Genomic DNA, 20,104 nt, shown 5'->3' with positions numbered 1-20,104 from the left:
AGCAAGGAAAAAGTGTTCCGGCAGAAAGAGACTGGAGGAGTCCCATATGGATTACAATTACAATGGTTACGATCGAGGATACACGGAGCCTGCCATGACCTCGGCTGACTATATGAACCGCACCTACCGCTGGATGGCGGTAGGCCTGCTCATCACCTTTGCAGCGGCGTTCGTTACAGCCGCTACCCCGCTGCTGTACGTTGTCAACTCGCTGTATCTGGTGTTCACCATCGCAGAGCTGGTGCTGGTGTATGTGCTCAGCTCCCGCGTGCAGAACATGTCGGTGGGCGGTGCAAGAGCCACCTTCTTTGCCTATGCACTGCTCAACGGCATGGTGCTGAGCTACTACTTCCTGGTATTTGATCTGGGCACTCTGGTGCTGGCCTTCCTTGCCACCTCGCTGTACTTCGGCCTGATGGCGGTCTACGGCACTACTACCCACAAGGATCTGTCCGGCTGGGGTCCCAAGCTGATGATGGGCCTGTTCGCGCTCATCATCACCGGCTTTGTGGGCATGCTGTTCGGCATGAGCTTCCTTACTACGGTGCTGTACAGCGCTGTCGGTCTGGTGGTGTTCATGCTGCTGACCGCCTACGACACCCAGAAACTGAGCCAGATGTTCTCCTACTACGCCTATGACGGCGAGCTGGCCGAGAAGGCTTCCATCTACGGCGCACTGACGTTGTATCTGGACTTCATCAACATCTTCCTGTATGTTGTACGCCTGTTGGGCATGAACAGCCGCCGCCGCAACTGATTTTTGGTCTGCAAGGGCTCTCCCGAAAAGGGAGGGCCTTTTTGTTTGGTACTATCATTTAGAATATCCTCCGCTTCGCTCTGGGTATCAACACAGAAGGCCACAGAGGGAAGATGCATTTTCCGGCTGCGGCCCTCTCATGAAAACGCAGAACCGGTCAGACCGCAGTCTGACCGGTTCTGCATCACTATAAATACAATTCCGCTATTATGGCCAGAATGAAATGGAGGCCATTTTAAATCGTTCCGTGCATAAAACCTGCCCTGCTGTCCCACACTAAGCCCAGAAGCAATGCGTACACAATGCAGCAGATGGGAGTAACGACAATGGAGCAGATCAAAAAGTTTTTGCGCAGCAGGGGCTTTGCACTGGCACTGCTGGCCTGTCTCGTCGCAGCCGCAGCGGCGGGAGTGTGGGCAGTGCGCACCGTGCGGGATGAACTGAAAAAGAGCTACGACGACCTGACGGCCCCGCAGGAAGAACCTGCACCGGAGCCGCAGCTCACCCTTGACCCACAGGAGGACGATGTATGGCAGCAGCCCGTGACCGACGTCGCAGAATCTGCGGCAAATGTACCCAAGCCCGCATCCTCTGCGTCCTCTTCTGGGGCGCAGTCTGGCTCTGGTTTGGTGCACGAACCCTCCGCACTGCAGGGCGCATCCTCGCCTGCCAGCAGTTCAGCAGCGCCTGCCTCCACGCAGCCCGTCTCGGGCAGGGTCTTGAACGCCTACAGCGGCGATGAACTGGTGTATAACAAAACGCTGGGCGACTGGCGCACCCACAACGGTGTGGACTACGCCTGCGCACAGGACGCACAGGTGTGCGCTCCCGCCGCCGGTAAGGTGACCGCCGTGGACACCGATGGCCGCTGGGGCAGTGTGGTGTGCATCGAGGACAGCACCGGGCACCTGTGGCGGGTGTGCGGCACTGCCGACCCCACGGTGCAGACCGGCGATGAAGTGAGTGTGGGCCAGATACTTGGCCGTGCAGGCAGCATTCCCAACGAATGCGCCGAGGAGACGCATATCCATCTGGAAGTACTGCAGGGTGAGCAGTACCTTGACCCGGCAAAGCTGCTGAACTGATGCAGTTTGCTGTATCCCCTGCGTATTTTTCAGTAAAATATTCCAAGCAGCAAAAAATCGGAAAGGCCGTTCTGGTCTTTCCGATTTTTCATTCTATAGGATCGATGCAGGCTCAGGCATTTTCCAGCTCAACCACCGGCCAGCCCAGAAGGCGGATGGCTTCGCGGTCGTGGGTAGCCAGCAAGACAGGCTTTTCTCCGCAGCGCTCCCGCAGCAGCGCCGCAGCAGCGGCAAGGGTGTCCGGGTCCATTCCGGTAAAGGGTTCGTCTAACAGCAGCGTATCGCTGGCGGCCCACAAAGCCCGCAGCAGAGCCGTGCGGCGCTTCTGTCCGCCGGAAAGCCGTGCGGCAGGCAGGGCCAGTGCGGCAGCATCCATGCCAAACTGTTGAAAATCTTTTATGATTTGCTCTTTGTATTGTTCTGCACTGCCGGGCAATACCAGCGTCACGTTCTGCACAGCTGTCAGCTGCGGACAGAGCCGGTCTTCCTGAAACACTGCTGCCACCCGGCCAACGCCCTGTACTATGCCAGAAGTGGGTTCTTCCAGCCCCATGAGGATGCGCAGCAATGTGGTCTTGCCCCAGCCGCTGGGGGCCCACAGCACCGCCGGGCCTTCCACCGTGAGGCAGAGGTCCCGGAAGAGTGTTTTCTCCCCGAACTGTTTTGTCAGATGCTCGATGGTCAGCATTGCGGCACCTCCCCGGTCACAGCGCGGGTCACGCGGTCCAGAAGCAGCAGGAACAGCTTTTCAAACCCGGCGCTGAGCAGGATGATCACAAACGTCCATGCGAACAGCTCCCCGGTGGAAAGGGTGATCTTGGCCCGGTAGAGTGCATCGCCGATGCTGCCATTGGGCAGGCCGATCACCTCAGCGGCAACGCCGCTCTTCCAGCAGATGCCAAGGGCCACACTGCATCCCTGCCGGAAAGCCGGCAGCACCGCAGGCAGCCACACCGCTCGCAGCCGTCGGCCCAGCGGAAGGCGAAACACCTTCGTCATCTCCAACAGCTGTGGGTCTGCGCTCTGGATGCCGGTGCGCACCGCACCGTACAGCACGGGCAGCACCATTAAAAAGCTGATGAGCACCGAAAGCGATGCCCCCCGCACCCACACCAGCGCCAGAATGATAAAGCTTGCCACCGGCGTGGCTTTGACCAGCTGCAGCACCGGAGCAAGCAGCACATCTGCCGTGTGCCACGCCTGTGCGGCCACAGCCAGCACGATGCTTACGGCCACGCCCAGCCCAAAACCCAGCAGAATGCGCCCGGAGCTGAAACCCACCCGCTGCCAGAACTCTGCCTGCGGCAAAAGCTGCAAAAGAGTGCGCACCGCCTGCACCGGCGAAACAAGGAACACCTCCTGTCCCACCGCCATGGCGGCGCACTGCCACACCGCCAGCCAGAAGGCCGCAGCAGCCAGCCGCTCAAAAAGTTGTTTGTGTTGGTTCATGGTTCTTTCCTGCTCCTGACGGTCTGAAATGGCCTCCGCTCTGCGGATCGTATAAGTATCATACCACATCTTTTTCCAAACGCCAATGACCCGTGCATCATGATGCATAAGAGCTTATCATGCCTGCCATTACTTTTCTTCATGTTTTTCTTTCTTGACATGAAATCAATAAAACGATAAACTGAACTGTATAAATCTCTGTCATCTTTGATGCAGGAAAGAAATGAGGTGTCTGTCCTATGCAGAAGCTCTCCGGCAAAAGCCTGCTTTTGGTCAGTTTTACGCTATTTTCCATGTTTTTCGGAGCCGGGAACCTGATCTTCCCGCCGCATCTGGGCGCACAGGCCGGTACCAGCCTCTGGCCTGCCTTTGCGGGCCTTGCCGTCAGCGCCGTCGGCCTGCCCATTGCGGGCGTGGTGGCTGTGGCACGGGCAGGCGGTCTGGACAAGCTTGCCGGCCGGGTGCATCCGGTGTTCGCCATGGTGTTCACCATTCTGGTGTATCTTTCCATCGGGCCCTGCCTTGCCATCCCCCGCACCGCCAGTACCTCCTTCCAGATGCTGGTGCCGCTGATAGGCGGCGGTACCGGGTTGCAGCTGGCCTACTCGGTGCTGTTTTTTGCAGCGGCCTTTCTGGTGGCGCTGCGGCCGGAAAAGCTTACCGACTGGCTGGGCCGCATCCTCTGCCCCTGCCTGATCGTGCTCATCGTGGTGCTGTTTGCCGGGTGTCTCATCCATCCGCTGGCGGCACACTACGGCACACCCAGCGCAGAGTACGCAGCCCTGCCCGCCGTGCAGGGCATCCTGTACGGCTACCAGACCATGGACACGCTGGCCGGGCTGAATTTTGGCGCGGTCATTGCCCTGAACATCCGCGCCCGGGGTGTCACAGAAAGCCGTGCCGTGGAGGGCGGCACCATCCGGGCCGGTTTTATTGCAGGCGGGCTGCTGCTGGTGGTCTACGCCATGCTGGGCCACGCCGGGGCCGAGACCGGCACGGTGTATCCGGGCCTTGCCACCGGTGCCGAGGTGCTTACCGCTCTGGCGCAAACGCTGTTCGGCCGGGCGGGCCTTGTGCTGGTCGCAGCCATTTTTGTGATCGCATGCTTCAACACCTGCGTGGGCCTGATCGCCTGCGTGGGGCAGTATTTTCATCAGCTTCTGCCCCGCATCCCCTACCCTGTCATCGCAGCTTTTTTTGCTGCGGCCAGTATGCTGGTATCGAACCTCGGCCTTGCTGCCATCATCCGGCTGTCCACTCCGGTGCTGAACGCCATTTATCCCGCAGCCATCGTGCTGATCCTGCTTTCCTTTATGCCGGGCCTTGAAAAGCACCGGGCGGTGTATCCGCTGTGCATGGGCCTGACCGCCCTGCAGAGCATCGCCGCTGCGCTGCCGCTGGGGGCAGTATCTGCCGCCGCCAACGCTCTGCCGCTGGGCAGCATAGGCTTTGGCTGGGTGCTGCCTGCAGCGGTGGGACTGGCAGCCGGACTGCTTTTAAACAAATCTGATCTGCAATAAAATAACCTGAAAGGCCCGGTTCCCATGTTACAGGGAGCCGGGCCTTTGCTATTTACTGCAGTTTTTTGCGTTTTTCATAGTCGTTCAGGGCGGCAAGCGCTTCCTTTGCCATGGGCACCAAGGCTATCATGTTGAAAATGGTCATCAAGCCGATGCCAACGTCGCCCAGATCCCACACCACCGTGTAGGCCTGCATACCGCCGATCACCAGCATGGCCAGCGCGATCAGCTTATACATGGTCTGGCTCCACCAGTTGTCGCCGCACAGATAGGCCACATTGCCGCGGGCATAGTACAAAACGCCCAGAAAGGTGGAAAAGCTGAACAGCGCCAGCGTGGCCGCAATGAACACGACGCCAAAGCCGCCCAGATGGTACTGCAGGGCAGTCTGCAAAAGATCCATGCCCGCAAGTCCTTCTGTGATCTCCTGCGGCACCAGCAGCATCAAAAAAGCTGTGCAGCTGCAGATCACCACCGTATCGATCAGCACGCCCAGTGCCTGCACAAAGCCCATCTTGACCGGGTCGTCGCACTCTGCGGCGGCAGCTGCACAGGGTGCCGAACCGCTGCCCGCTTCGTTGGAGAACAGGCCGCGCTTGACACCGTTCATCAGCACAGCACCAAAGCCGCCAGCCACTGCCTGCCGCAGACCGAACGCTTCCGCAAAGATGCGCCCGAACACCGCCGGGAGCTTGGGCAGGTTGAACAGCACGATGCCCACGGTGATGACAAAATAGCACACCGCCATGATGGGCACCATCACGTCCAGACTTTTCACGGTGGCATTCTTGCGCAGCACGATCACCGCCGCAATGGCCGTGAGCACCAGTGTGGTAGTAAGCGGCGGAATATGGAACGCATTTTCAAACGCAGAACTGACCGAGTTGGAGATCACCTGACTGATGCCGCACCAGCAGATGAGGCCAGACACCGCAAACAGCGCCGCTACCACAGAGCGTTTGAGCTTTTTGCCGCGCCTGCGCTCCGCCAGCACATGCAGATAGTAGGCCGGGCCGCCGCGCCAGCCGCCGTACAGCGGGTCGGGCTGGCGGTATTTCTGGGCAAGGGTGGATTCGATAAAGGAGGTGGACGCACCCAAAATGGCAGTGACCCACATCCAGAACACCGCACCGGCACCGCCTGCAGAAACAGCAGCCACCACGCCCACCAGATTGCCCATGCCCACGCGGGTGGCGGTGGAAATGACCAGCGTCTGGAAGGAGGAAAGGCCGTCCCTGCCCTGCTTTTTCTCGCACACGGCGGCGATCATATCCCGGAACAGCCGCACCGGCAAAAGACGGGTGCGGCAGGTGAACCAGATACCCGCCGTGAACAGCAGCACCACCATGAAGGAAATGCCGATGCCGCCGCCCAGCGGGATGGTGAACAGGTCGCCCCACAGCAGGCGATAGACGGATTCGATAAGATTTACCAGCAAGGCAGATTCCTCCTGTACTTTGGGTGAATGAAGTTGTTAACTTTATTATAGTACAGTACAGAAGAATTGTAAATTCTAAAAAATTGATAGAAATAATCGATAATAAAAAAGAGATCCGTAAGGGACCTCTTAAAACAGGAACGGGGAACGGCATTTGAACCGTTCCCCATCGAGTAGCATTTGGCGGGTGTGCCCTTTCCCGCATTTCTTTTGGCCCAAGGGGCGTGTAGCAGCACATTCTCTACTTCAAACGCTACCTTATCCTACCCATATTATAGCAAATTTATTCCCGCGTGTAAAGCAGCTGGTTCTTCTCCAGAAGTTTTTTCAAGTTACGTTCGCGGAGCCTGTAAAATGTCATGACAGAATTCTTAAATCCCGCTTCATCGGTTTCCAGCACAAGCCTTACAACAACATTCAGGTTCGTATCCGGCAGTTTTTTCACGGCAAAAACTGTTCCAATATGCTTGCTGTCCCGAATGATCAAATCAGGAGAAAGCACAGCCTCCCGTCCATATTGCTCAAACAGAAGAAGATCCTCCGGATGGCGCTCTTTGATGTGTGCAATGCGCTCGTCCGTAACGATCACTTCAGTCGTTTGCAGCTGCCCGAAAAATGCGGTAAGCGGAGTAGGATCAAGATTCCCCAGAACGGTCATTTCCAATTTCCCACACCCCTGTCATAACAAATTGATTTATTGTAACATATTTTTCGCCGTATTACAACAAAAGCCGCCCGGCGGTCATACCGGGCGGCGGAGGAAGATGCACGCTTCTGCGCGCAAAACAGAAGATTTTTACAGAATGTCGATGTACTCACCGGCCAGCGCCTTGTTCATGCTGCGCACGGCACAGAACTTGCCGCACATGCTGCAGGTGTCGCTGTGGTCGTCCTCCGGCAGACGGGCATCGCGGATGGCCTTGGCGGTCTCCGGGTCCAGTGCGCAGGCGAACTGTGCATCCCAGTCCAGCACGCGGCGGGCATCGCCCATCTTATCGTCGATGTCCCGGGCGTGGGGGATGCCCTTGGCGATATCGGCGGCGTGGGCAGCGATCTTGGAGGCCACGATGCCCTGCTTCACATCGTCCACATTGGGCAGAGCCAGATGCTCGGCGGGGGTCACATAGCACAGGAAAGCTGCACCGCTGGCTGCAGCCACAGCGCCGCCGATGGCAGCGGTGATGTGGTCGTAACCGGGGGCGATATCGGTGACGAGGGGTCCCAGCACATAGAAGGGTGCGCCCATGCAGATGCTCTTCTGCACCTCCATGTTGGCAGCCACCTGATTCAGGGGCACATGGCCGGGGCCTTCCACCATCACCTGCACGTTGTGTGCCCATGCGCGCTTGGTCAACTCGCCCAGACGCACCAGCTCCTCGATCTGGCACACATCGGTGGCGTCAGCCAGACAGCCGGGACGGCAGGCATCGCCCAGCGAGATGGTCACATCATGCTCGGCGCAGATCTCGCAGATCTCGTCAAAGTGCTCGTAGAAGGGGTTCTCGTTGCCGGTCATGCTCATCCATGCAAACACCAGAGAGCCGCCGCGGCTGACAATGTTCATCTTGCGCTTGTGCTTGCGGATCTGCTCGATGGTCTTGCGGGTGATGCCGCAGTGCAGGGTGACAAAGTCCACACCGTCCTCTGCATGCAGGCGCACCACATCGATGAAGTCCTGTGCGGTCAGCTCAGCCAGATCGCGCTGGTAGTGGATGACCGAATCGTACACCGGCACAGTGCCGATCATCACCGGGCACTCGTGGGTCAGCTTCTGGCGGAAGGGCTGGGTGTTGCCGTGGCTGGAAAGATCCATAATGGCTTCCGCACCCATGTTGACGGCGCTCATCACCTTCTGCATCTCCACGTTGTAGTCCTTGCAGTCGCGGGAGACACCAAGGTTCACGTTGATCTTGGTGCGCAGCATGGAGCCGACACCCTCGGGGTTCAAACACTCGTGGTGCTTGTTGGCCGGAATGGCTACCTTGCCCTCGGCCACCCACTGGCGGATCTCCTCGGTGGTGCGATACTCTTTTTTAGCCACGATCTCCATCTGCGGCGTGATGATGCCCTTGCGGGCAGCATCCATCTGAGTGGTATAAGTCTGCATACGCTCTGTTCCTCCAAATGACAGTTTATCTCTGAACAGCAGGGTGCTGGTCATACAAGGGTAGGGAAAGGCAGCCGTCATTCAGAAAAAACAGAACGTTCTGGATGCCGGCACCTGCGCAAAATACGCTTTTCATGTTGGTTTTCTCCATGAATTTTATAACGCGGCCCAAGGTGGTGTCCCCGGTTTGCCGCGGGATCGGTCAGATGATCTGCTCCGACAGGGCTTTCAACTCTTTGCACTCGGTCTCGATGTCGTCTGCTGCAAAGATGGCGCTCACAAGGGCCACGCCATCCACACCGGTGCCCTTGAGCTGCAGGATGTTCTCCTTGTGGATGCCGCCAATGGCCACCACCGGGATGTCCACGGCATCACAGATGGCCTTCAGGGTCTCGTGGGGCAGAACATCCACATCGGTCTTGGTGTGGGTGGCAAAGGCCGCGCCCACGCCAAGGCAGTCTGCGCCGTGCTTGACGGCTTCCCGTGCTTCCTCCACACTGTGGACGGAAACGCCGATCATCATGCCGTCGCCCACACGGGCGCGCACCTGCGCTGCGGCCATATCCTCCTGCCCCACATGCACACCCTCGGCGTGGCAGCGGATGGCAATGTCCACATTGTCGTTCACAAAGAACGGCACGCCGTAGCGCTGGCACAGAGCATGGATCTCCACAGCCTCTTTCAGAAAGGCTTCGTCGTCCAGCTCTTTTTCACGCAGCTGCACACAGGTGACACCGCCCTTCAGGGCGCTCTCCACCTGTTCATAGAGGGTCTGTTTGCCCACCCATGCGCGGTCGGTGACGGCATACAGAAGCATGTTCTGCTTATCGCACTTCATAGTTTGCTCCTTCTTCCAGCTGATCCGGGGTCATATTGTAAATGGCATCGATGATATAATTGCGGTAGGTGGAGTTGCCGTCCAGCGGGGTCAGGCGTTTGTGGGCGGTCTCGCCCGCAAGGCCCATGGCGCACACTGCAGCTGCAGCGGCTTCCAGCGGATGGCCGGGGTTGGCGGTAACGAACGCCGCCGTCAGGGCCGAAAGCTGGCAGCCTGTGCCGGTGATGCTGCTCATCATGGCATTGCCGTTGCGGATGCAGTAGGCGGTGTGGGCATCGGCCACGATGTCGATGGCACCGGTAATGGCAATAACGGCACCCGTCTGGGCTGCAAAGGCCTTGGCAAAGGCCACGGCAGAATCCAGATTGGCCTCAGTAACTTTATCGGCCACATCGGCATCCACGCCCTTGGTGGTTCCCGCGCCGGAAGCCAGCGTTTTGATCTCCGAGATGTTGCCGCGGATCACGGTGAACTTTACGTCCCGGAGCAGGCGGAAAGCCGTGTCGGTGCGCAGGCGGGATGCACCCGCACCCACCGGGTCCAGCACCACAGGATGGCCCAGCTGGTTTGCCTTTTTGCCCGCCAGCAGCATGCTGGTGATGGTGCGGCTGTTCAGGGTGCCGATGTTGATGTTCAGACCGCCGCAGATGGTGGTGATGTCCTCCACCTCGGCGGCATCGTCGGCCATGATGGGCGAAGCACCGCAGGCCAGCACCATGTTGGCGCAGTCGTTCACGGTGACGTAGTTGGTAATGTTATGGATGAGCGGGCAGGTGCGGCGGACATTTTCAAACTCTGTTTTAAACATTTGCACGCACCACCGTCAGGAAAGGCTGTTCTGCATGGAGCGCAGAGCGCCGGAGCGCTGCAGGCTGTACACCAGCACGCCCGCAATGATGGAACCCACTGCAGTGGAGATGAGGAACGGCACGATGTAGGCATAGAACGCGATATCGCCAGCGCTCTTGCCCATGAGGAAGATGGCCACCGGGTAAGCGCACAGGCCGCCCAGAATGCTGGTGCCGAACACCTCGCCCACCATGGTGGCAAGGATGTTTTTGGTCTTATGGTACACAAGGCCGCACAGCAGTGCGCCGAACATGCTGCCGGGGAAGGCCATCAGGCTGCCCAGACCCAGCAGATTGCGCAGCAGCGAGGCCACAAAGGCCACGCCCACGCCCCACCACGGGCCAAGCAGCACCGCGCAGGTCACATTGACCATGTGCTGGATGGGTGCACATTTGCTGCCGAACATGGGGAAGCTGAATACGCTGCCCACCACGCACAGAGCGCACAGCATGCCGGCCAGCGCCAGCTTTTTCACAGAGAGTTTTTTCATAAGGCAAGGCTCCTTTCCAAACCTGCGGAAGCAGCAAAAACCATACAGCGCCTCCGCAAACAGCCCGCACCCGGTGCCAGACCCGGCGCAGGAACTATAAGAAGCGGTCGAGACTTGCTGGTCTCCTCTCACGCCGGAACACGGCTTCCCATCGCTGACGGTCACAAAGCTCAGGGCGCTCCCCCTCAGCCCGCTGCGGCACTTTCGCAGAAAAGTACAAGGCATCCTCCTTAATGGTAATCGGTACACAACAAAAAACAGGAGACACCTTCCGCGGTGCCTCCTGCAAAAAATCATCCATTCTGACTTCCTACGGCGGCATTATCCGCATCAGGTAAAAGGGTCGAAGTTTGGATACTTCCTCTCAGCCTGCTTCACAAGCTCCCCTGTATTTGATTGTGACTGTATTCTACACCCTTTGCGCACAAATTGCAAGAGGGGGCAAAGGCGCGCACAGCGGTGCAAAACGGTTTTCACGCAGTTTTTGGGGCGTTTCACGCAGGTTTTATTGAAAAAGAAGGTGAAATATGGTATTTTTAAGGCGGACGCATACCCCCCCCCCCGTAAACAAAAAAGGAGGAATTCCGTATGAAGCAGACGACCCTGACCCAAAGGCTGCTTTCGGCCATCGTGGCGCTGTGCATGGTGCTGAGCGTGTGCGCACCGGCACTGGCGGCAGAACCGGAAATAGGAAGCGCGGCGATGATCACGCTTACAAAAGGCGGTACAACAACGGGCCTTAAGATGCCTGAGGGCAACGTGAGCCTGAGCGCAGAATATCGAAAAACGTATCTGATCTATGAGCCCGCAGGAAAGGCTGAGTTCTTTGCCGAAGGGGCAGAAGAGCAGAAAATCCACGAGGCGCTGCCGGGCACAAGGATCATCGCAAAAGTTCCTGACAGCGAGCTCAACGACTACCGCCAGTTTAATATGTGGCAGCTTGCCAGCGAGAAAGAACTCGTGAAACCGGATCAAAACTGGCAGGACAAGCAGAGTTTCTGCTTCACCATGCCCGAAGGCGATGTAGAGCTGCGGGCATTCTTTACGACCCTGTACGATGTCAACGTCACACACGGCACCATCGTGGACGAGAACGGCGACACCGGCACATCCAAAAAGATCGTGAAGCCGGGCCAGCTGGTCACCGTCCGGGCCGAAAGCACGGAAGAGAACCCCTTCCTGCAGTGGACGTATACCGGCAAAGCACCCGTAGAGCCGGATGACGGCTGGCCGGAAGGCGGCTGGCAGACCAGCAAGGAGTTCACCTTTAAAATGCCTGAGGGCACTGTGACGCTGGAAGCACAGCGGGACCAGCTGTACAAGGTATCCATCAACGACAGTCTGGGCAGTGTGACCATCAACGGCGAACCACGCAGCAGCCTTTGGGTCAAGGAAGGCGAGACGGTGACAGTGGCTACCACCCTGAAAGACGGCTACTGGATGGAGTTTACGAACTGGACCGCGCAGGACGGCAGTGCCGCGCCGATGGAGCCGGACGAGGGCTGGCAGACCAGCACAGCATTTACCTTTAAAATGCCCGCAGGCGACGTGAGCCTGACCGCTCAGTGGTCGGCCAGCCCGGTGGCCAAGCCTGACCCGGACGAACCTCTTGATGAAGACTTCGGCGTGGAACCTGCACCCATGGATACCGCAGGCGGTACCATTGCCGCCGTGGCCGTGGGCGGTGCAGCCATCTGGGGCGGCTACGAGATCGCCACCCGCGTGATCCTGCACAGCCTCCTGCCCGAGGGCACAGCCATCCCGGCAAACCGCGGCCAACTGGCTCTGCTGGTGTGGAACACCGCAGGCAGGCCCGAACCCGCAGGCGCACCCGCCTTTGTGGATGTGACCGACCCCGATACGGCCAAGGCCGCACAGTGGTGCACCGAGCAGGGCACCATGGCTGCCAAGGGCGACCGCTTTGAGCCCGAAGGCTGGACCCCGAAGTTCAAGGTGATCGAAGTGTGGAACAAGGCGTTCCCCGCAGCCTGATGCCGGCAGTGTGGATGCCGTGCTCGGTTCGGATCTTTTCCGTGAAAATGGGGCTGTTGCAAAATAGCTCTCTGAAAAAATCATGAACAAAACCCGGAACCTTTTCTCAGCCAAAACGGCTCAAAAAGGGTTCCGGGTTTTTGATATTATGCTGTTTCCACCTTATCCGTTCCACCCTCTTGCTGTGGGGTCCAGCATTTCGGCGGCAGAGTAAATGAGGGCGTTGCAGATGGCTGCAGCCACATTGCTGCCGCCCTTGCGGCCCATGGCGGCGATGGCAGGCACGCCGTATCGCTCGCAGGCGGCAAACAGTACTTCCTTGCTTTCCACCACATTCACAAACCCCACCGGCACGCCAATGACCAGTGCAGGCCGCAGACCGGCTTCCATTTCCTCCGCAATGGTCAAAAGGGCCGTGGGCGCATTGCCAATGGCCAGAATGGCCCCCGGGTGCTCCCGGGCAGCGCGGTGCATGGCGGCAACGGCACGGGTGGTGCCCGCCTGCTTTGCGGCTTCGGCCACAGCGGGGTCTGCCATGTAGCAGATGGCTTCACCGTTCAGTTTTTTCAGGCCCGGCTTTGTGATGCCCGCCAGCGCCATATTAGTGTCGGTAACGATGAAAGCACCCGCGTGCAGGGCCTTGACTGCGGCTTCCACCGCGCCGGGTGTAAAGCGCAGATTTTTGGCATAGTCGAAATCCGCGGTGGTGTGGATGACCCGCTTGACCACCGCAGCCGTCTCCGGCGGCGGGGTCAGGCCCAGCTCGTCCAGTTCCCTTGTGATAATGGAGATGCTCGTCCGTTCAATGTCGGCGGGCAGATGATGCTGCGGTGTCATGTGTTGTCTCCTTTTTGCATTCCCATGGCGGCATAGATGGCGGGCATATCCAGTGCCGCGCGCACACCATCGGCAAGCAGATCAAACTGCTGCTGACGGTACTGCTCCATGGGGATAAGCTCGGCCCCGGCCGGATCGATGCCCTTCCGTTTGCACAAAAATTCGGTCAGTTTTTCGGTCAGTTCGCCGGTGTCGAACAGGCCGTGCAGGTAGGTACCGAATACACCGTCCTGCACACAGCCCTCCGGCGTGCCGTCTGCAAGGATGCAGAACGCACTGCCCCGCACCTCGGTGCGGCCTGCGTGGATCTCGTAGCCCGTCAGCTTTACGCCTGCAAAGGGTTCTGTGGTCACACAGGCTGCGGTCTGGGTCAGGTGCTTTTCGGTGCCGAACACCGTCGTGGTGGGCAGCAGGCCAAGGCCCCGCAGGGTGCAGGGGGTGCCGCTCTCCTCCCCTGCCGGGTCGCAGAGCTGTTCGCCCAGCATCTGGTAGCCGCCGCACACGCCCAGCACCGGCGTACCAGCTGCCGAAAGCCTGAGCACCGCCGCTTCCAGCCCGCTTTCCCGCAGCCAGCGCAGGTCATCCATGGTGTTCTTGGTGCCGGGCAGGATGACGAGATCCGGTGCACCCAGCTGGCGGGTGCGCTGCACATACCGCACACCCAGCAGCGGGTGCTGTTCCAGCGGGATAAAGTCGGTGAAGTTGGACACATGCGGCAGGCGCAGGATGGCGATATCCAGCGGTTTGACGGCGCTTTTTGCTTCCAGACGATCCGAGAGAGAATCCTCGTCCTCGATCTCCACCCGCAGATACGGCACCACACCCACTACGGGCAGCTGCGTTTTTTCTTCCAGCATGGCAAGGCCGGGCCGCAGGATCTCCACATCGCCCCGGAACTTGTTGATAATGAGCCCCCTGATGCGGGCACGCTCGTCGGCTTCCAGCAGTTCCACGGTGCCGTACAGCTGCGCGAATACGCCGCCCCGGTCGATATCGCCCGCCAGAAGCACCGGCGCATCCACCAGCTTTGCAAGGCCCATGTTCACGATATCGTCGGCTTTCAGGTTGATCTCCGCCGGGCTGCCCGCGCCTTCGATCACGATAATGTCGTTCTCGGCGGCAAGGCTGTTGTAGGCTTCCAGAATGTCCGGGATAAGGCTGCGCTTCATTTTAAAGTAGGCGGCAGCAGACATCTGGCCCCGGGCCTTGCCGTTCACGATCACCTGGCTGCCCACATCGCTGCTGGGCTTGAGCAGGATGGGGTTCATGCGCACATCCGGCTCCACGCCTGCAGCCTGTGCCTGCACCACCTGAGCACGGCCCATCTCTGCACCGTTGCGGGTGACGAAGCTGTTCAGGGCCATGTTCTGGCTTTTGAAAGGGGCCACGCGGTAGCCATCCTGCGCAAAGATGCGGCACAGCGCCGCGCACAGCAGGCTTTTGCCCGCACCGCTCATGGTGCCCTGCACCATAATGCATTTTGCCTTGCTCATTGTGCCACCTCCGGCAGGGTTTCGGCCAGCAGTGCAAGCAGCTGCCGGTTCTCGTTTTCTGTGCGCACGGCGGTGCGGTACCAGCTGGCATCAAGGCCCGGATAATTGCCGCAGCTGCGCAGTACTGCACCCTTGCGGCGCAGCGCTTCGCCCAGCGCTTCCGGCGCGCGGAACAGCAGATAGTTAGCCCGGCCCCCGATCACCCGCAGGCCCAGCGCCCGCAGGCCGTCTGCCAGCACAGGCCGCTGTGCTTCGATCAATGCACGCACCTTCGCCACATATTCCGTCTCGTCCAGCGCAGCGATGCCCGCCGCCTGTGCCAAACTGGAAACCGCCCACGGCTGGCCCGCTGCCCGCATCCGGGCAAGCAGCTCTGTATCAGAGCACAGGCAATAGCCCAGACGCACGCCTGCCATGCCGTAAAGCTTGGTGAAGGCTTTTAAAATAATCAGTTTTTTGCTGTTTTTCAGCAGATGCTTTGCCGAAAGGCCTTCGCCCTCCGGCAGAAAATCCAGAAAGCATTCGTCCACGGCCAGCACCGCACCCACGGCTTCGCATCTGTGCAGCAGCGCTTCCACAAGGGCAGGCTCTGCCAGCTGGCCGGTGGGGTTGTTGGGCTGACAGAGGAACACCATATTTGTACCCGGGTGCACCGCGTTCAGGAGATCCTTCGTCACCGCAAAATCGTTTTCTTCCCGCAAAAAATGCCGTTCCACCCTGCAGTCCACAGTTCCCAGTGCCGTGGCGTACTCGGCGAAGGTGGGTGCCGTCACAAGGGCGGTGCGGGGCTTTTCGGCCAGCGCCAGCCGGAAGATGAGGTCTGCCGCGCCGTTGCCGCACAGCAGCCATTCGGCGGGCACTCCCTCAGCCACCGCCAGTTTTTCACGCAGGGCCCGGCACAGCGGGTCGGGGTAGCGGTCGGCCGTGGCAAGCGCTGCCGTAATGGCCTTTGCCACGCCCCCGGGCAGACCCAGCGGGCTGACATTGGCCGAAAAATCCAGCGGGTCGCGGCCAAACTCGGCGCGGTAGCCCGCCCAGTCGCCGCCATGGGGCAATTGTTTCATGCAAGGAACCCCCGTATTGCTGCACCCCATGCCAGCGCAAAGCCGCTTGCCACATACATCATGCGGTTGGCGCGCAGGATGTCCTGCGGCTCAATGGGGCGCAGGGCATCACCGATGGTGGGCTTGGGGTAATATTCGCCAAAATAGTAAGCCGGGCCGGCCAGCTGCACGCCCAGTGCACCGGCGCAGGCGCTTTCGGTCTGGGCGCTGTTGGGGCTGGCGTGGTTGCACCGGTCCCGCCGCCAGATGTGCCATGCGCCCTTGGCATCGTTGCCGGTAAAGGCCGCAGCGGCCACCCACAAAAGGGCGGCAAGGCGGCTGGGGATGTAGTTGGCAAGGTCGTCCAGCTTCGCGGCTGCGCGGCCAAAGTAAAGATACTTCTCGTTTTTGTAGCCCAGCATGCTGTCCATGGTATTGATAGCCTTGTAGGTCAGCGCCAGCGGTGCCCCGCCGATGAGCATATACAGCAGCGGCGCAATGACGCCGTCGCTGGCATTTTCGGCCACCGTTTCCACCGCAGCTTTGGTCACACCCTCTGCGGTCAGGTTCTGGGTGTCGCGGCCCACGATGCGGCTCACGGCTTTGCGAGCAGCGGGCAGGTCGTTCCGGACCAGCTCGTTATACACATTTGTGCTCTCCTGCGCAAGGCCCCTTGCCGCCAGCGCCTGCCCGCACCAGAACATCTGCACCGCAAGGCCCAGCCACAGGCTGAGCTTTGCCGCCGCCAGACACACAAGGCTCGTGACCAGAAAGGTGCCCACCGGCAGGCAGAACGCCGTCACGGCACCGCCCAGCAGCTCGCCCTGCGGGGTGCCGGGCAGGCGGGCACGCAGGAATTTTTCCAGCCGGGAGATGCATCTGCCCATAAGCACCACCGGGTGCGGCAGCCACGCCGGGTCGCCGAAGAGCGCGTCCAGCACAAAACCGCCGACAACTGCCTGAAGGATCATGCCCTGCTCTCCTTTGTGTACTGGACGGTCTTCACGAGATACAGCAGATGCTTTTCCGTCCAGTCCTTTGCATCCAGCACAAAGCCGCCCGCGTTGGGTCCGCACCATGCATAATAGTCCCTGTGGGGGACGGCAAACCGTTCCATGGCGGCCATCTGGGTGCCGCCGTGGGCCAGAATGACCAGCCGTTCTTCGCCTGCGGCAAGAGCTTTATCGATCAGCTCTGCCACGGTGCGGCAGATGCGGTCTGAAAAATCCGTCTTGCGCTCTCCATCCGGGCAGGGGCTTTCGCAGTTGGCCTTCACCCATGCCTGATACTCGGGGTCCTTTTCCATCTCGATGAAATTGCGGCCCTCAAAGCTGCCAAAGCACATCTCTTTCAGGCCGTCCACCGGCACAAGCTTTGCCTCCGGGAACAGGATGCGCGCCGTCTGGCTGGTGCGCTGCAAGGTGGAAACATAGACCACATCGGGGTCAAAATCTGCCCGGCGCAGCTGGGCAGCGCCTTCGGGTGAGAGCGGGATGTCGCGCTGGCCCTGATAACGCTTCTGGGCGTTGTATTCCGTCTGGCCATGACGCAGAAGATAGATCAGCATTGAGACAATTCTCCTTTCAAAACCGTGGGGATGCCGCAGAACATCTGCACCACGCACTCGGCCCGTGCGGCCAGCAGGCAGGCAAGTCTGCCCGCCGCCTCGCGGTCGGCGCGCTGTTTGACATCCATCGGCACAACACCGCCGCCTACCTCGGTGGCGATGAGGATATCGTATTCATGGGCAAGCTTGTCTGCCAAGGCAGGCAGGTCGGCGGCATCGGCAGCCAATACCTGCACGTCCGAAAGACGCTTGCCGGGAAGTGTTTGTGCAAAGGTGCGCTTGCCGCTGTAGAGCGGCCCGGTAATAAAGATCATAGCAGCCCTCCCCACTGGCAGGCACACAGCGCCGCCAGCATCCAGAGCTCGGCCTTTTGCAAAAACCACCCGGCAAGGTCGCCGGTGATGCCGCCGAACTGTTTCCGGCTCACGGCATGGTAGCGCCAGAGCACCGCCAGCGCTGCCAGCACCAGCGCCCAGCCGCCCAGCGCTGCCATGCCCACGCACAGAACTGCGGCCAGCACCGCCAGCACCCGGCGCACCACAGTTTTGTCTGCTGCAGTGGCAAAGGTGTGTGCAAGACCGGTGTTTTTTGCCATGGGGAACGATGCCACCGCAAGGCCCGAAAGCGCCCGTTCCAGCACAAGTGCCAGAACCCACAGCACACCCACGCGGGGTGTAAAACTCACACAGGTGCACAGGGCAAAATAGACCAGAAAATAGCTGCACAGTCGGATGACCGCAAAGGCACCGCAATGGGGGTCTTTTAATATTTCCAGCTTTTTCGTGTGGTCGCCGTAGCTGGAAAGGGCGTCGCAGGTGTCGGCGTAGCCGTCCAGATGGATGCCGCCGGTGATCCATACCGGGATCAGCGCAAAGCCTGCCGCCTTGGCAAGGTCCGGCAGGGGCAGCGTGCCACACACACACCACGCCGCACCAATAACGACACCAATGAGCGGGAAGGCGCACATGGCGTAGCGCATATTTTTTTCGTTCCAGTCGAACTGCGGCACCGGGATGGCCGAAAACATGGCAAAGGCCACCGCGATGGTCTGCAAAACGATCATTTTTCCACTCCTTTATAGTACACGGGGATGCCGCATACCACCCGCACCACCGCATCTGCCCGGGCGGCAAAGGCATTGTTCACCTGCGCCAGTGCCAGCAGATAGCGGTCTGTATCGCCGGCATAGTCAGCCCCGCCGCTGAACACCTCGTTGGAGACCACGAGCAGGTTTTCGCACTGGGCGGCAAGGCTTTCCAGCCCGTGCAGGATGGCTTTGGCCGCGTTTTCCCCTGCTCCCGCCGGGTCGTACAGCTCGTTGGCGGCAAGGTTGCCAAGGTCTTCCAGCAAGGCGGTGCCCCGCGCAGGCAGGCGCACATTGCCCAGATGCAAGGGACACTCCACCGTTTCAAACTGCTTTGCGGCCCGCATTTTGCGGTGCTTTTCCACCCGGGCGGCACACTCGGCATCCCACACCTGCATGGTGGCAAGATAGTAGCGGGGGCCGGTGGTCCTGAGCACAAGGCTCTCGGCGTATTCACTTTTGCCGCTGGCCGCGCCGCCCAGAACCAGCGTCAACATTGGGGCGTATACGGCGCAATGCCGCCCTCCGCAAAGGAGTAGCACCCGCCGTATACGGCCAGCGCCATATCCCACAGCGGGATGCTGGCCACCGCGCCGGTGCCCTCGCCCAGATGCAGCCCCGCCGTAATGATGGGTGCTTTGCCCAGTGCTTCCAGCACGATGCGCGCGGCAGGCTCTGCCGAGCAGTGGCTTGCAAACACAGCCTTTGCCGCCGCCGGGCACAGCCGCACGGCGCACAGCGCGGCCACTCCGCTGATAAAGCCATCTGCCAGCACCGGCACACCGGCCAGTGCACCGCCCAGAAACACACCGCACAGGCCCGCGATATCAAAGCCGCCAAGCTTTGCAAGAACATCCAATGTGTCTTCCGGGTCCGGCTCATTGCAAAGGATGCCGCGGCAGATGGCATCCACCTTACGGGCAAGCCCTTCGTCCGAGAGGCCCGCACCGCGCCCGGTCATAAGCTCCACGGGCTGGCCCAGCAGCACTGCCGCCACCGCGCTGGAGGTGGTGGTATTGCCAATGCCCATTTCACCGGTGGCGATGAGCCTGTAGCCATCCTCTGCCAGTTCCCGGGCAAGGGCAATGCCCTCCCCAACGGCCTGCACGGCCTCGGCCCGGCTCATGGCAGGGCCTTGGGTAAAATCCGCCGTGCCTGCGGCAATGCGGCAGCTGCGCACGCCGGGCACCGGTTCGCCTGCCATACCCATATCCACGGGCAGAACATCGCAGTGGGCCGTGCGGGCCATCTGGCACACACTGGTGCGCCGCATGGCAAGGTTTTCGGCCACGGCACGGGTCACTTCCTGCCCGGTCTGGCTCACGCCCTGCGCCACCACGCCGTTATCCGCGCAGAGCACCACCACCACCCGGCGGGAAAGATCAAGCTCCGCACTGCCGGTAAGGGCGGCGGCATCCTCCAGCATGGTCTCCAGCCGGCCCAACCCGCCCAGAGGCTTTGCAAGGCTGGCCCAGTGGGCGTGTGCCGCCGCGCGGGCAGCTTCGTTGGCCGGGGTGATACCCGCCAAAAGTGCATTCAGTTCCGTTTCGGTCAT

The 20,104-nt window shown here is 60.3% G+C and carries 21 protein-coding genes and 1 riboswitch; of the genes, 4 read left to right on the top strand and 17 right to left on the bottom strand.

From position 1 onward, the window contains the following. Window positions 1-46 precede the first annotated feature (46 nt). Window positions 47-757 (top strand): Bax inhibitor-1/YccA family protein, encoded by a 711-nt coding sequence (locus DXA66_RS11245; protein ID WP_118528998.1) that lies wholly within the window; start codon window positions 47-49, stop codon window positions 755-757. A 326-nt stretch (window positions 758-1,083) separates the two neighbouring features. Then, a complete protein-coding gene (locus tag DXA66_RS11240; protein ID WP_187119400.1) occupies window positions 1,084-1,842 on the top strand; it encodes a M23 family metallopeptidase in 759 nt (252 codons plus the stop codon). A gap of 112 nt (window positions 1,843-1,954) precedes the next feature. On the opposite strand, the gene DXA66_RS11235 is transcribed toward DXA66_RS11240, so the two are convergent. Together DXA66_RS11235 and DXA66_RS11230 are read right to left on the bottom strand one after the other, a co-directional pair. After that, window positions 1,955-2,530, bottom strand: coding sequence for an ATP-binding cassette domain-containing protein (locus tag DXA66_RS11235; RefSeq protein WP_118528994.1), 576 nt, complete (start codon window positions 2,528-2,530; stop codon window positions 1,955-1,957). Then, window positions 2,524-3,291: an ABC transporter permease gene (locus DXA66_RS11230; RefSeq protein WP_118528992.1), complete on the bottom strand. Its 768-nt coding sequence runs from the start codon at window positions 3,289-3,291 to the stop codon at window positions 2,524-2,526. The genes DXA66_RS11235 and DXA66_RS11230 overlap by 7 nt, the downstream gene beginning before the upstream one ends. Window positions 3,292-3,530: 239 nt before the next feature. Here DXA66_RS11230 and brnQ point away from each other — a divergent pair, with 239 nt between their 5' ends. Next, complete coding sequence (gene brnQ / locus DXA66_RS11225) at window positions 3,531-4,811, top strand: branched-chain amino acid transport system II carrier protein (protein ID WP_118528990.1); 1,281 nt, start codon at window positions 3,531-3,533, stop codon at window positions 4,809-4,811. Window positions 4,812-4,863: 52 nt separating this feature from the next. Here the strand turns inward: brnQ and DXA66_RS11220 are convergent, their stop codons facing one another. The 6 genes from DXA66_RS11220 to thiW form a co-directional block, all read right to left on the bottom strand. Next, complete coding sequence (locus DXA66_RS11220) at window positions 4,864-6,249, bottom strand: alanine/glycine:cation symporter family protein (RefSeq protein WP_118528988.1); 1,386 nt, start codon at window positions 6,247-6,249, stop codon at window positions 4,864-4,866. Window positions 6,250-6,532: 283 nt separating this feature from the next. Then, a complete protein-coding gene (locus DXA66_RS11215; protein WP_147365177.1) occupies window positions 6,533-6,913 on the bottom strand; it encodes a hypothetical protein in 381 nt (126 codons plus the stop codon). Window positions 6,914-7,045: 132 nt separating this feature from the next. Further along, window positions 7,046-8,356, bottom strand: coding sequence for a phosphomethylpyrimidine synthase ThiC (gene thiC / locus DXA66_RS11210; protein ID WP_044953845.1), 1,311 nt, complete (start codon window positions 8,354-8,356; stop codon window positions 7,046-7,048). 202 nt (window positions 8,357-8,558) lie between these two features. Beyond that, window positions 8,559-9,194, bottom strand: coding sequence for a thiamine phosphate synthase (gene thiE / locus DXA66_RS11205; protein ID WP_118528985.1), 636 nt, complete (start codon window positions 9,192-9,194; stop codon window positions 8,559-8,561). Beyond that, a complete protein-coding gene (gene thiM / locus DXA66_RS11200; protein WP_118528983.1) occupies window positions 9,181-10,002 on the bottom strand; it encodes a hydroxyethylthiazole kinase in 822 nt (273 codons plus the stop codon). Before thiM ends, thiE begins: the two co-directional genes overlap by 14 nt. A gap of 15 nt (window positions 10,003-10,017) precedes the next feature. Then, a complete protein-coding gene (gene thiW, locus DXA66_RS11195; RefSeq protein WP_118528981.1) occupies window positions 10,018-10,533 on the bottom strand; it encodes an energy coupling factor transporter S component ThiW in 516 nt (171 codons plus the stop codon). Window positions 10,534-10,823: 290 nt separating this feature from the next. After that, window positions 10,824-10,931, bottom strand: a riboswitch (TPP riboswitch). A gap of 190 nt (window positions 10,932-11,121) precedes the next feature. On the opposite strand from thiW, the gene DXA66_RS11190 reads away from it, so the two are divergent. After that, window positions 11,122-12,525, top strand: a complete 1,404-nt coding sequence (locus DXA66_RS11190) for a hypothetical protein (RefSeq protein ID WP_118528979.1) — start codon at window positions 11,122-11,124, stop codon at window positions 12,523-12,525. A gap of 162 nt (window positions 12,526-12,687) precedes the next feature. Here the strand turns inward: DXA66_RS11190 and DXA66_RS11185 are convergent, their stop codons facing one another. Genes DXA66_RS11185 through cobT form a run of 9 tightly spaced genes read right to left on the bottom strand, consistent with a single transcriptional unit; the run spans window position 12,688 to window position 20,104 of the window. Then, window positions 12,688-13,362: a precorrin-8X methylmutase gene (locus DXA66_RS11185; protein ID WP_118528977.1), complete on the bottom strand. Its 675-nt coding sequence runs from the start codon at window positions 13,360-13,362 to the stop codon at window positions 12,688-12,690. Continuing rightward, window positions 13,359-14,855 (bottom strand): cobyric acid synthase, encoded by a 1,497-nt coding sequence (locus tag DXA66_RS11180; RefSeq protein WP_118528975.1) that lies wholly within the window; start codon window positions 14,853-14,855, stop codon window positions 13,359-13,361. The genes DXA66_RS11185 and DXA66_RS11180 overlap by 4 nt, the downstream gene beginning before the upstream one ends. Continuing rightward, window positions 14,852-15,919, bottom strand: coding sequence for a histidinol-phosphate transaminase (locus DXA66_RS11175; RefSeq protein WP_118528973.1), 1,068 nt, complete (start codon window positions 15,917-15,919; stop codon window positions 14,852-14,854). The genes DXA66_RS11180 and DXA66_RS11175 overlap by 4 nt, the downstream gene beginning before the upstream one ends. Further along, window positions 15,916-16,869: an adenosylcobinamide-phosphate synthase CbiB gene (cbiB, locus tag DXA66_RS11170; protein ID WP_118528971.1), complete on the bottom strand. Its 954-nt coding sequence runs from the start codon at window positions 16,867-16,869 to the stop codon at window positions 15,916-15,918. The genes DXA66_RS11175 and cbiB overlap by 4 nt, the downstream gene beginning before the upstream one ends. Further along, on the bottom strand, window positions 16,866-17,465 hold the full coding sequence (locus DXA66_RS11165) for a histidine phosphatase family protein (RefSeq protein ID WP_005943240.1): 600 nt from the start codon (window positions 17,463-17,465) through the stop codon (window positions 16,866-16,868). Before DXA66_RS11165 ends, cbiB begins: the two co-directional genes overlap by 4 nt. Further along, window positions 17,459-17,779 carry a bifunctional adenosylcobinamide kinase/adenosylcobinamide-phosphate guanylyltransferase gene (locus DXA66_RS11160; protein WP_005943245.1) on the bottom strand — a complete coding sequence of 107 codons (321 nt, stop codon included), beginning with the start codon at window positions 17,777-17,779 and terminating at the stop codon, window positions 17,459-17,461. The genes DXA66_RS11165 and DXA66_RS11160 overlap by 7 nt, the downstream gene beginning before the upstream one ends. After that, window positions 17,776-18,528: an adenosylcobinamide-GDP ribazoletransferase gene (locus tag DXA66_RS11155; RefSeq protein WP_118528969.1), complete on the bottom strand. Its 753-nt coding sequence runs from the start codon at window positions 18,526-18,528 to the stop codon at window positions 17,776-17,778. The genes DXA66_RS11160 and DXA66_RS11155 overlap by 4 nt, the downstream gene beginning before the upstream one ends. Then, complete coding sequence (locus DXA66_RS11150) at window positions 18,525-19,046, bottom strand: bifunctional adenosylcobinamide kinase/adenosylcobinamide-phosphate guanylyltransferase (RefSeq protein ID WP_118528967.1); 522 nt, start codon at window positions 19,044-19,046, stop codon at window positions 18,525-18,527. The genes DXA66_RS11155 and DXA66_RS11150 overlap by 4 nt, the downstream gene beginning before the upstream one ends. Next, on the bottom strand, window positions 19,040-20,104 hold the full coding sequence (gene cobT / locus DXA66_RS11145) for a nicotinate-nucleotide--dimethylbenzimidazole phosphoribosyltransferase (protein WP_097781493.1): 1,065 nt from the start codon (window positions 20,102-20,104) through the stop codon (window positions 19,040-19,042). The genes DXA66_RS11150 and cobT overlap by 7 nt, the downstream gene beginning before the upstream one ends.

It is taken from the genome of Faecalibacterium sp. OF03-6AC (assembly GCF_003478175.1).
GTDB classification, from domain to species: domain Bacteria; phylum Bacillota; class Clostridia; order Oscillospirales; family Ruminococcaceae; genus Faecalibacterium; species Faecalibacterium taiwanense.
Note: the sequence above shows the minus strand (reverse complement) of the source record. Positions and strands in the feature narration are given on the sequence as shown.

Bases quoted from the DNA above. Each gene is read 5' to 3' on its own strand.
- DXA66_RS11245 (WP_118528998.1), top strand. From the start codon at position 47: ATGGATTACAATTACAATGGTTACGATCGAGGATACACGGAGCCTGCC.
- DXA66_RS11240 (WP_187119400.1), top strand. From the start codon at position 1,084: ATGGAGCAGATCAAAAAGTTTTTGCGCAGCAGGGGCTTTGCACTGGCA.
- DXA66_RS11235 (WP_118528994.1), bottom strand. From the start codon at position 2,530: ATGCTGACCATCGAGCATCTGACAAAACAGTTCGGGGAGAAAACACTC.
- DXA66_RS11230 (WP_118528992.1), bottom strand. From the start codon at position 3,291: ATGAACCAACACAAACAACTTTTTGAGCGGCTGGCTGCTGCGGCCTTC.
- brnQ (WP_118528990.1), top strand. From the start codon at position 3,531: ATGCAGAAGCTCTCCGGCAAAAGCCTGCTTTTGGTCAGTTTTACGCTA.
- thiC (WP_044953845.1), bottom strand. From the start codon at position 8,356: ATGCAGACTTATACCACTCAGATGGATGCTGCCCGCAAGGGCATCATC.
- thiE (WP_118528985.1), bottom strand. From the start codon at position 9,194: ATGAAGTGCGATAAGCAGAACATGCTTCTGTATGCCGTCACCGACCGC.
- thiM (WP_118528983.1), bottom strand. From the start codon at position 10,002: ATGTTTAAAACAGAGTTTGAAAATGTCCGCCGCACCTGCCCGCTCATC.
- thiW (WP_118528981.1), bottom strand. From the start codon at position 10,533: ATGAAAAAACTCTCTGTGAAAAAGCTGGCGCTGGCCGGCATGCTGTGC.
- DXA66_RS11190 (WP_118528979.1), top strand. From the start codon at position 11,122: ATGAAGCAGACGACCCTGACCCAAAGGCTGCTTTCGGCCATCGTGGCG.
- DXA66_RS11185 (WP_118528977.1), bottom strand. From the start codon at position 13,362: ATGACACCGCAGCATCATCTGCCCGCCGACATTGAACGGACGAGCATC.
- DXA66_RS11180 (WP_118528975.1), bottom strand. From the start codon at position 14,855: ATGAGCAAGGCAAAATGCATTATGGTGCAGGGCACCATGAGCGGTGCG.
- DXA66_RS11175 (WP_118528973.1), bottom strand. From the start codon at position 15,919: ATGAAACAATTGCCCCATGGCGGCGACTGGGCGGGCTACCGCGCCGAG.
- cbiB (WP_118528971.1), bottom strand. From the start codon at position 16,869: ATGATCCTTCAGGCAGTTGTCGGCGGTTTTGTGCTGGACGCGCTCTTC.
- DXA66_RS11165 (WP_005943240.1), bottom strand. From the start codon at position 17,465: ATGCTGATCTATCTTCTGCGTCATGGCCAGACGGAATACAACGCCCAG.
- DXA66_RS11160 (WP_005943245.1), bottom strand. From the start codon at position 17,779: ATGATCTTTATTACCGGGCCGCTCTACAGCGGCAAGCGCACCTTTGCA.
- DXA66_RS11155 (WP_118528969.1), bottom strand. From the start codon at position 18,528: ATGATCGTTTTGCAGACCATCGCGGTGGCCTTTGCCATGTTTTCGGCC.
- DXA66_RS11150 (WP_118528967.1), bottom strand. From the start codon at position 19,046: ATGTTGACGCTGGTTCTGGGCGGCGCGGCCAGCGGCAAAAGTGAATAC.
- cobT (WP_097781493.1), bottom strand. From the start codon at position 20,104: ATGACCGAAACGGAACTGAATGCACTTTTGGCGGGTATCACCCCGGCC.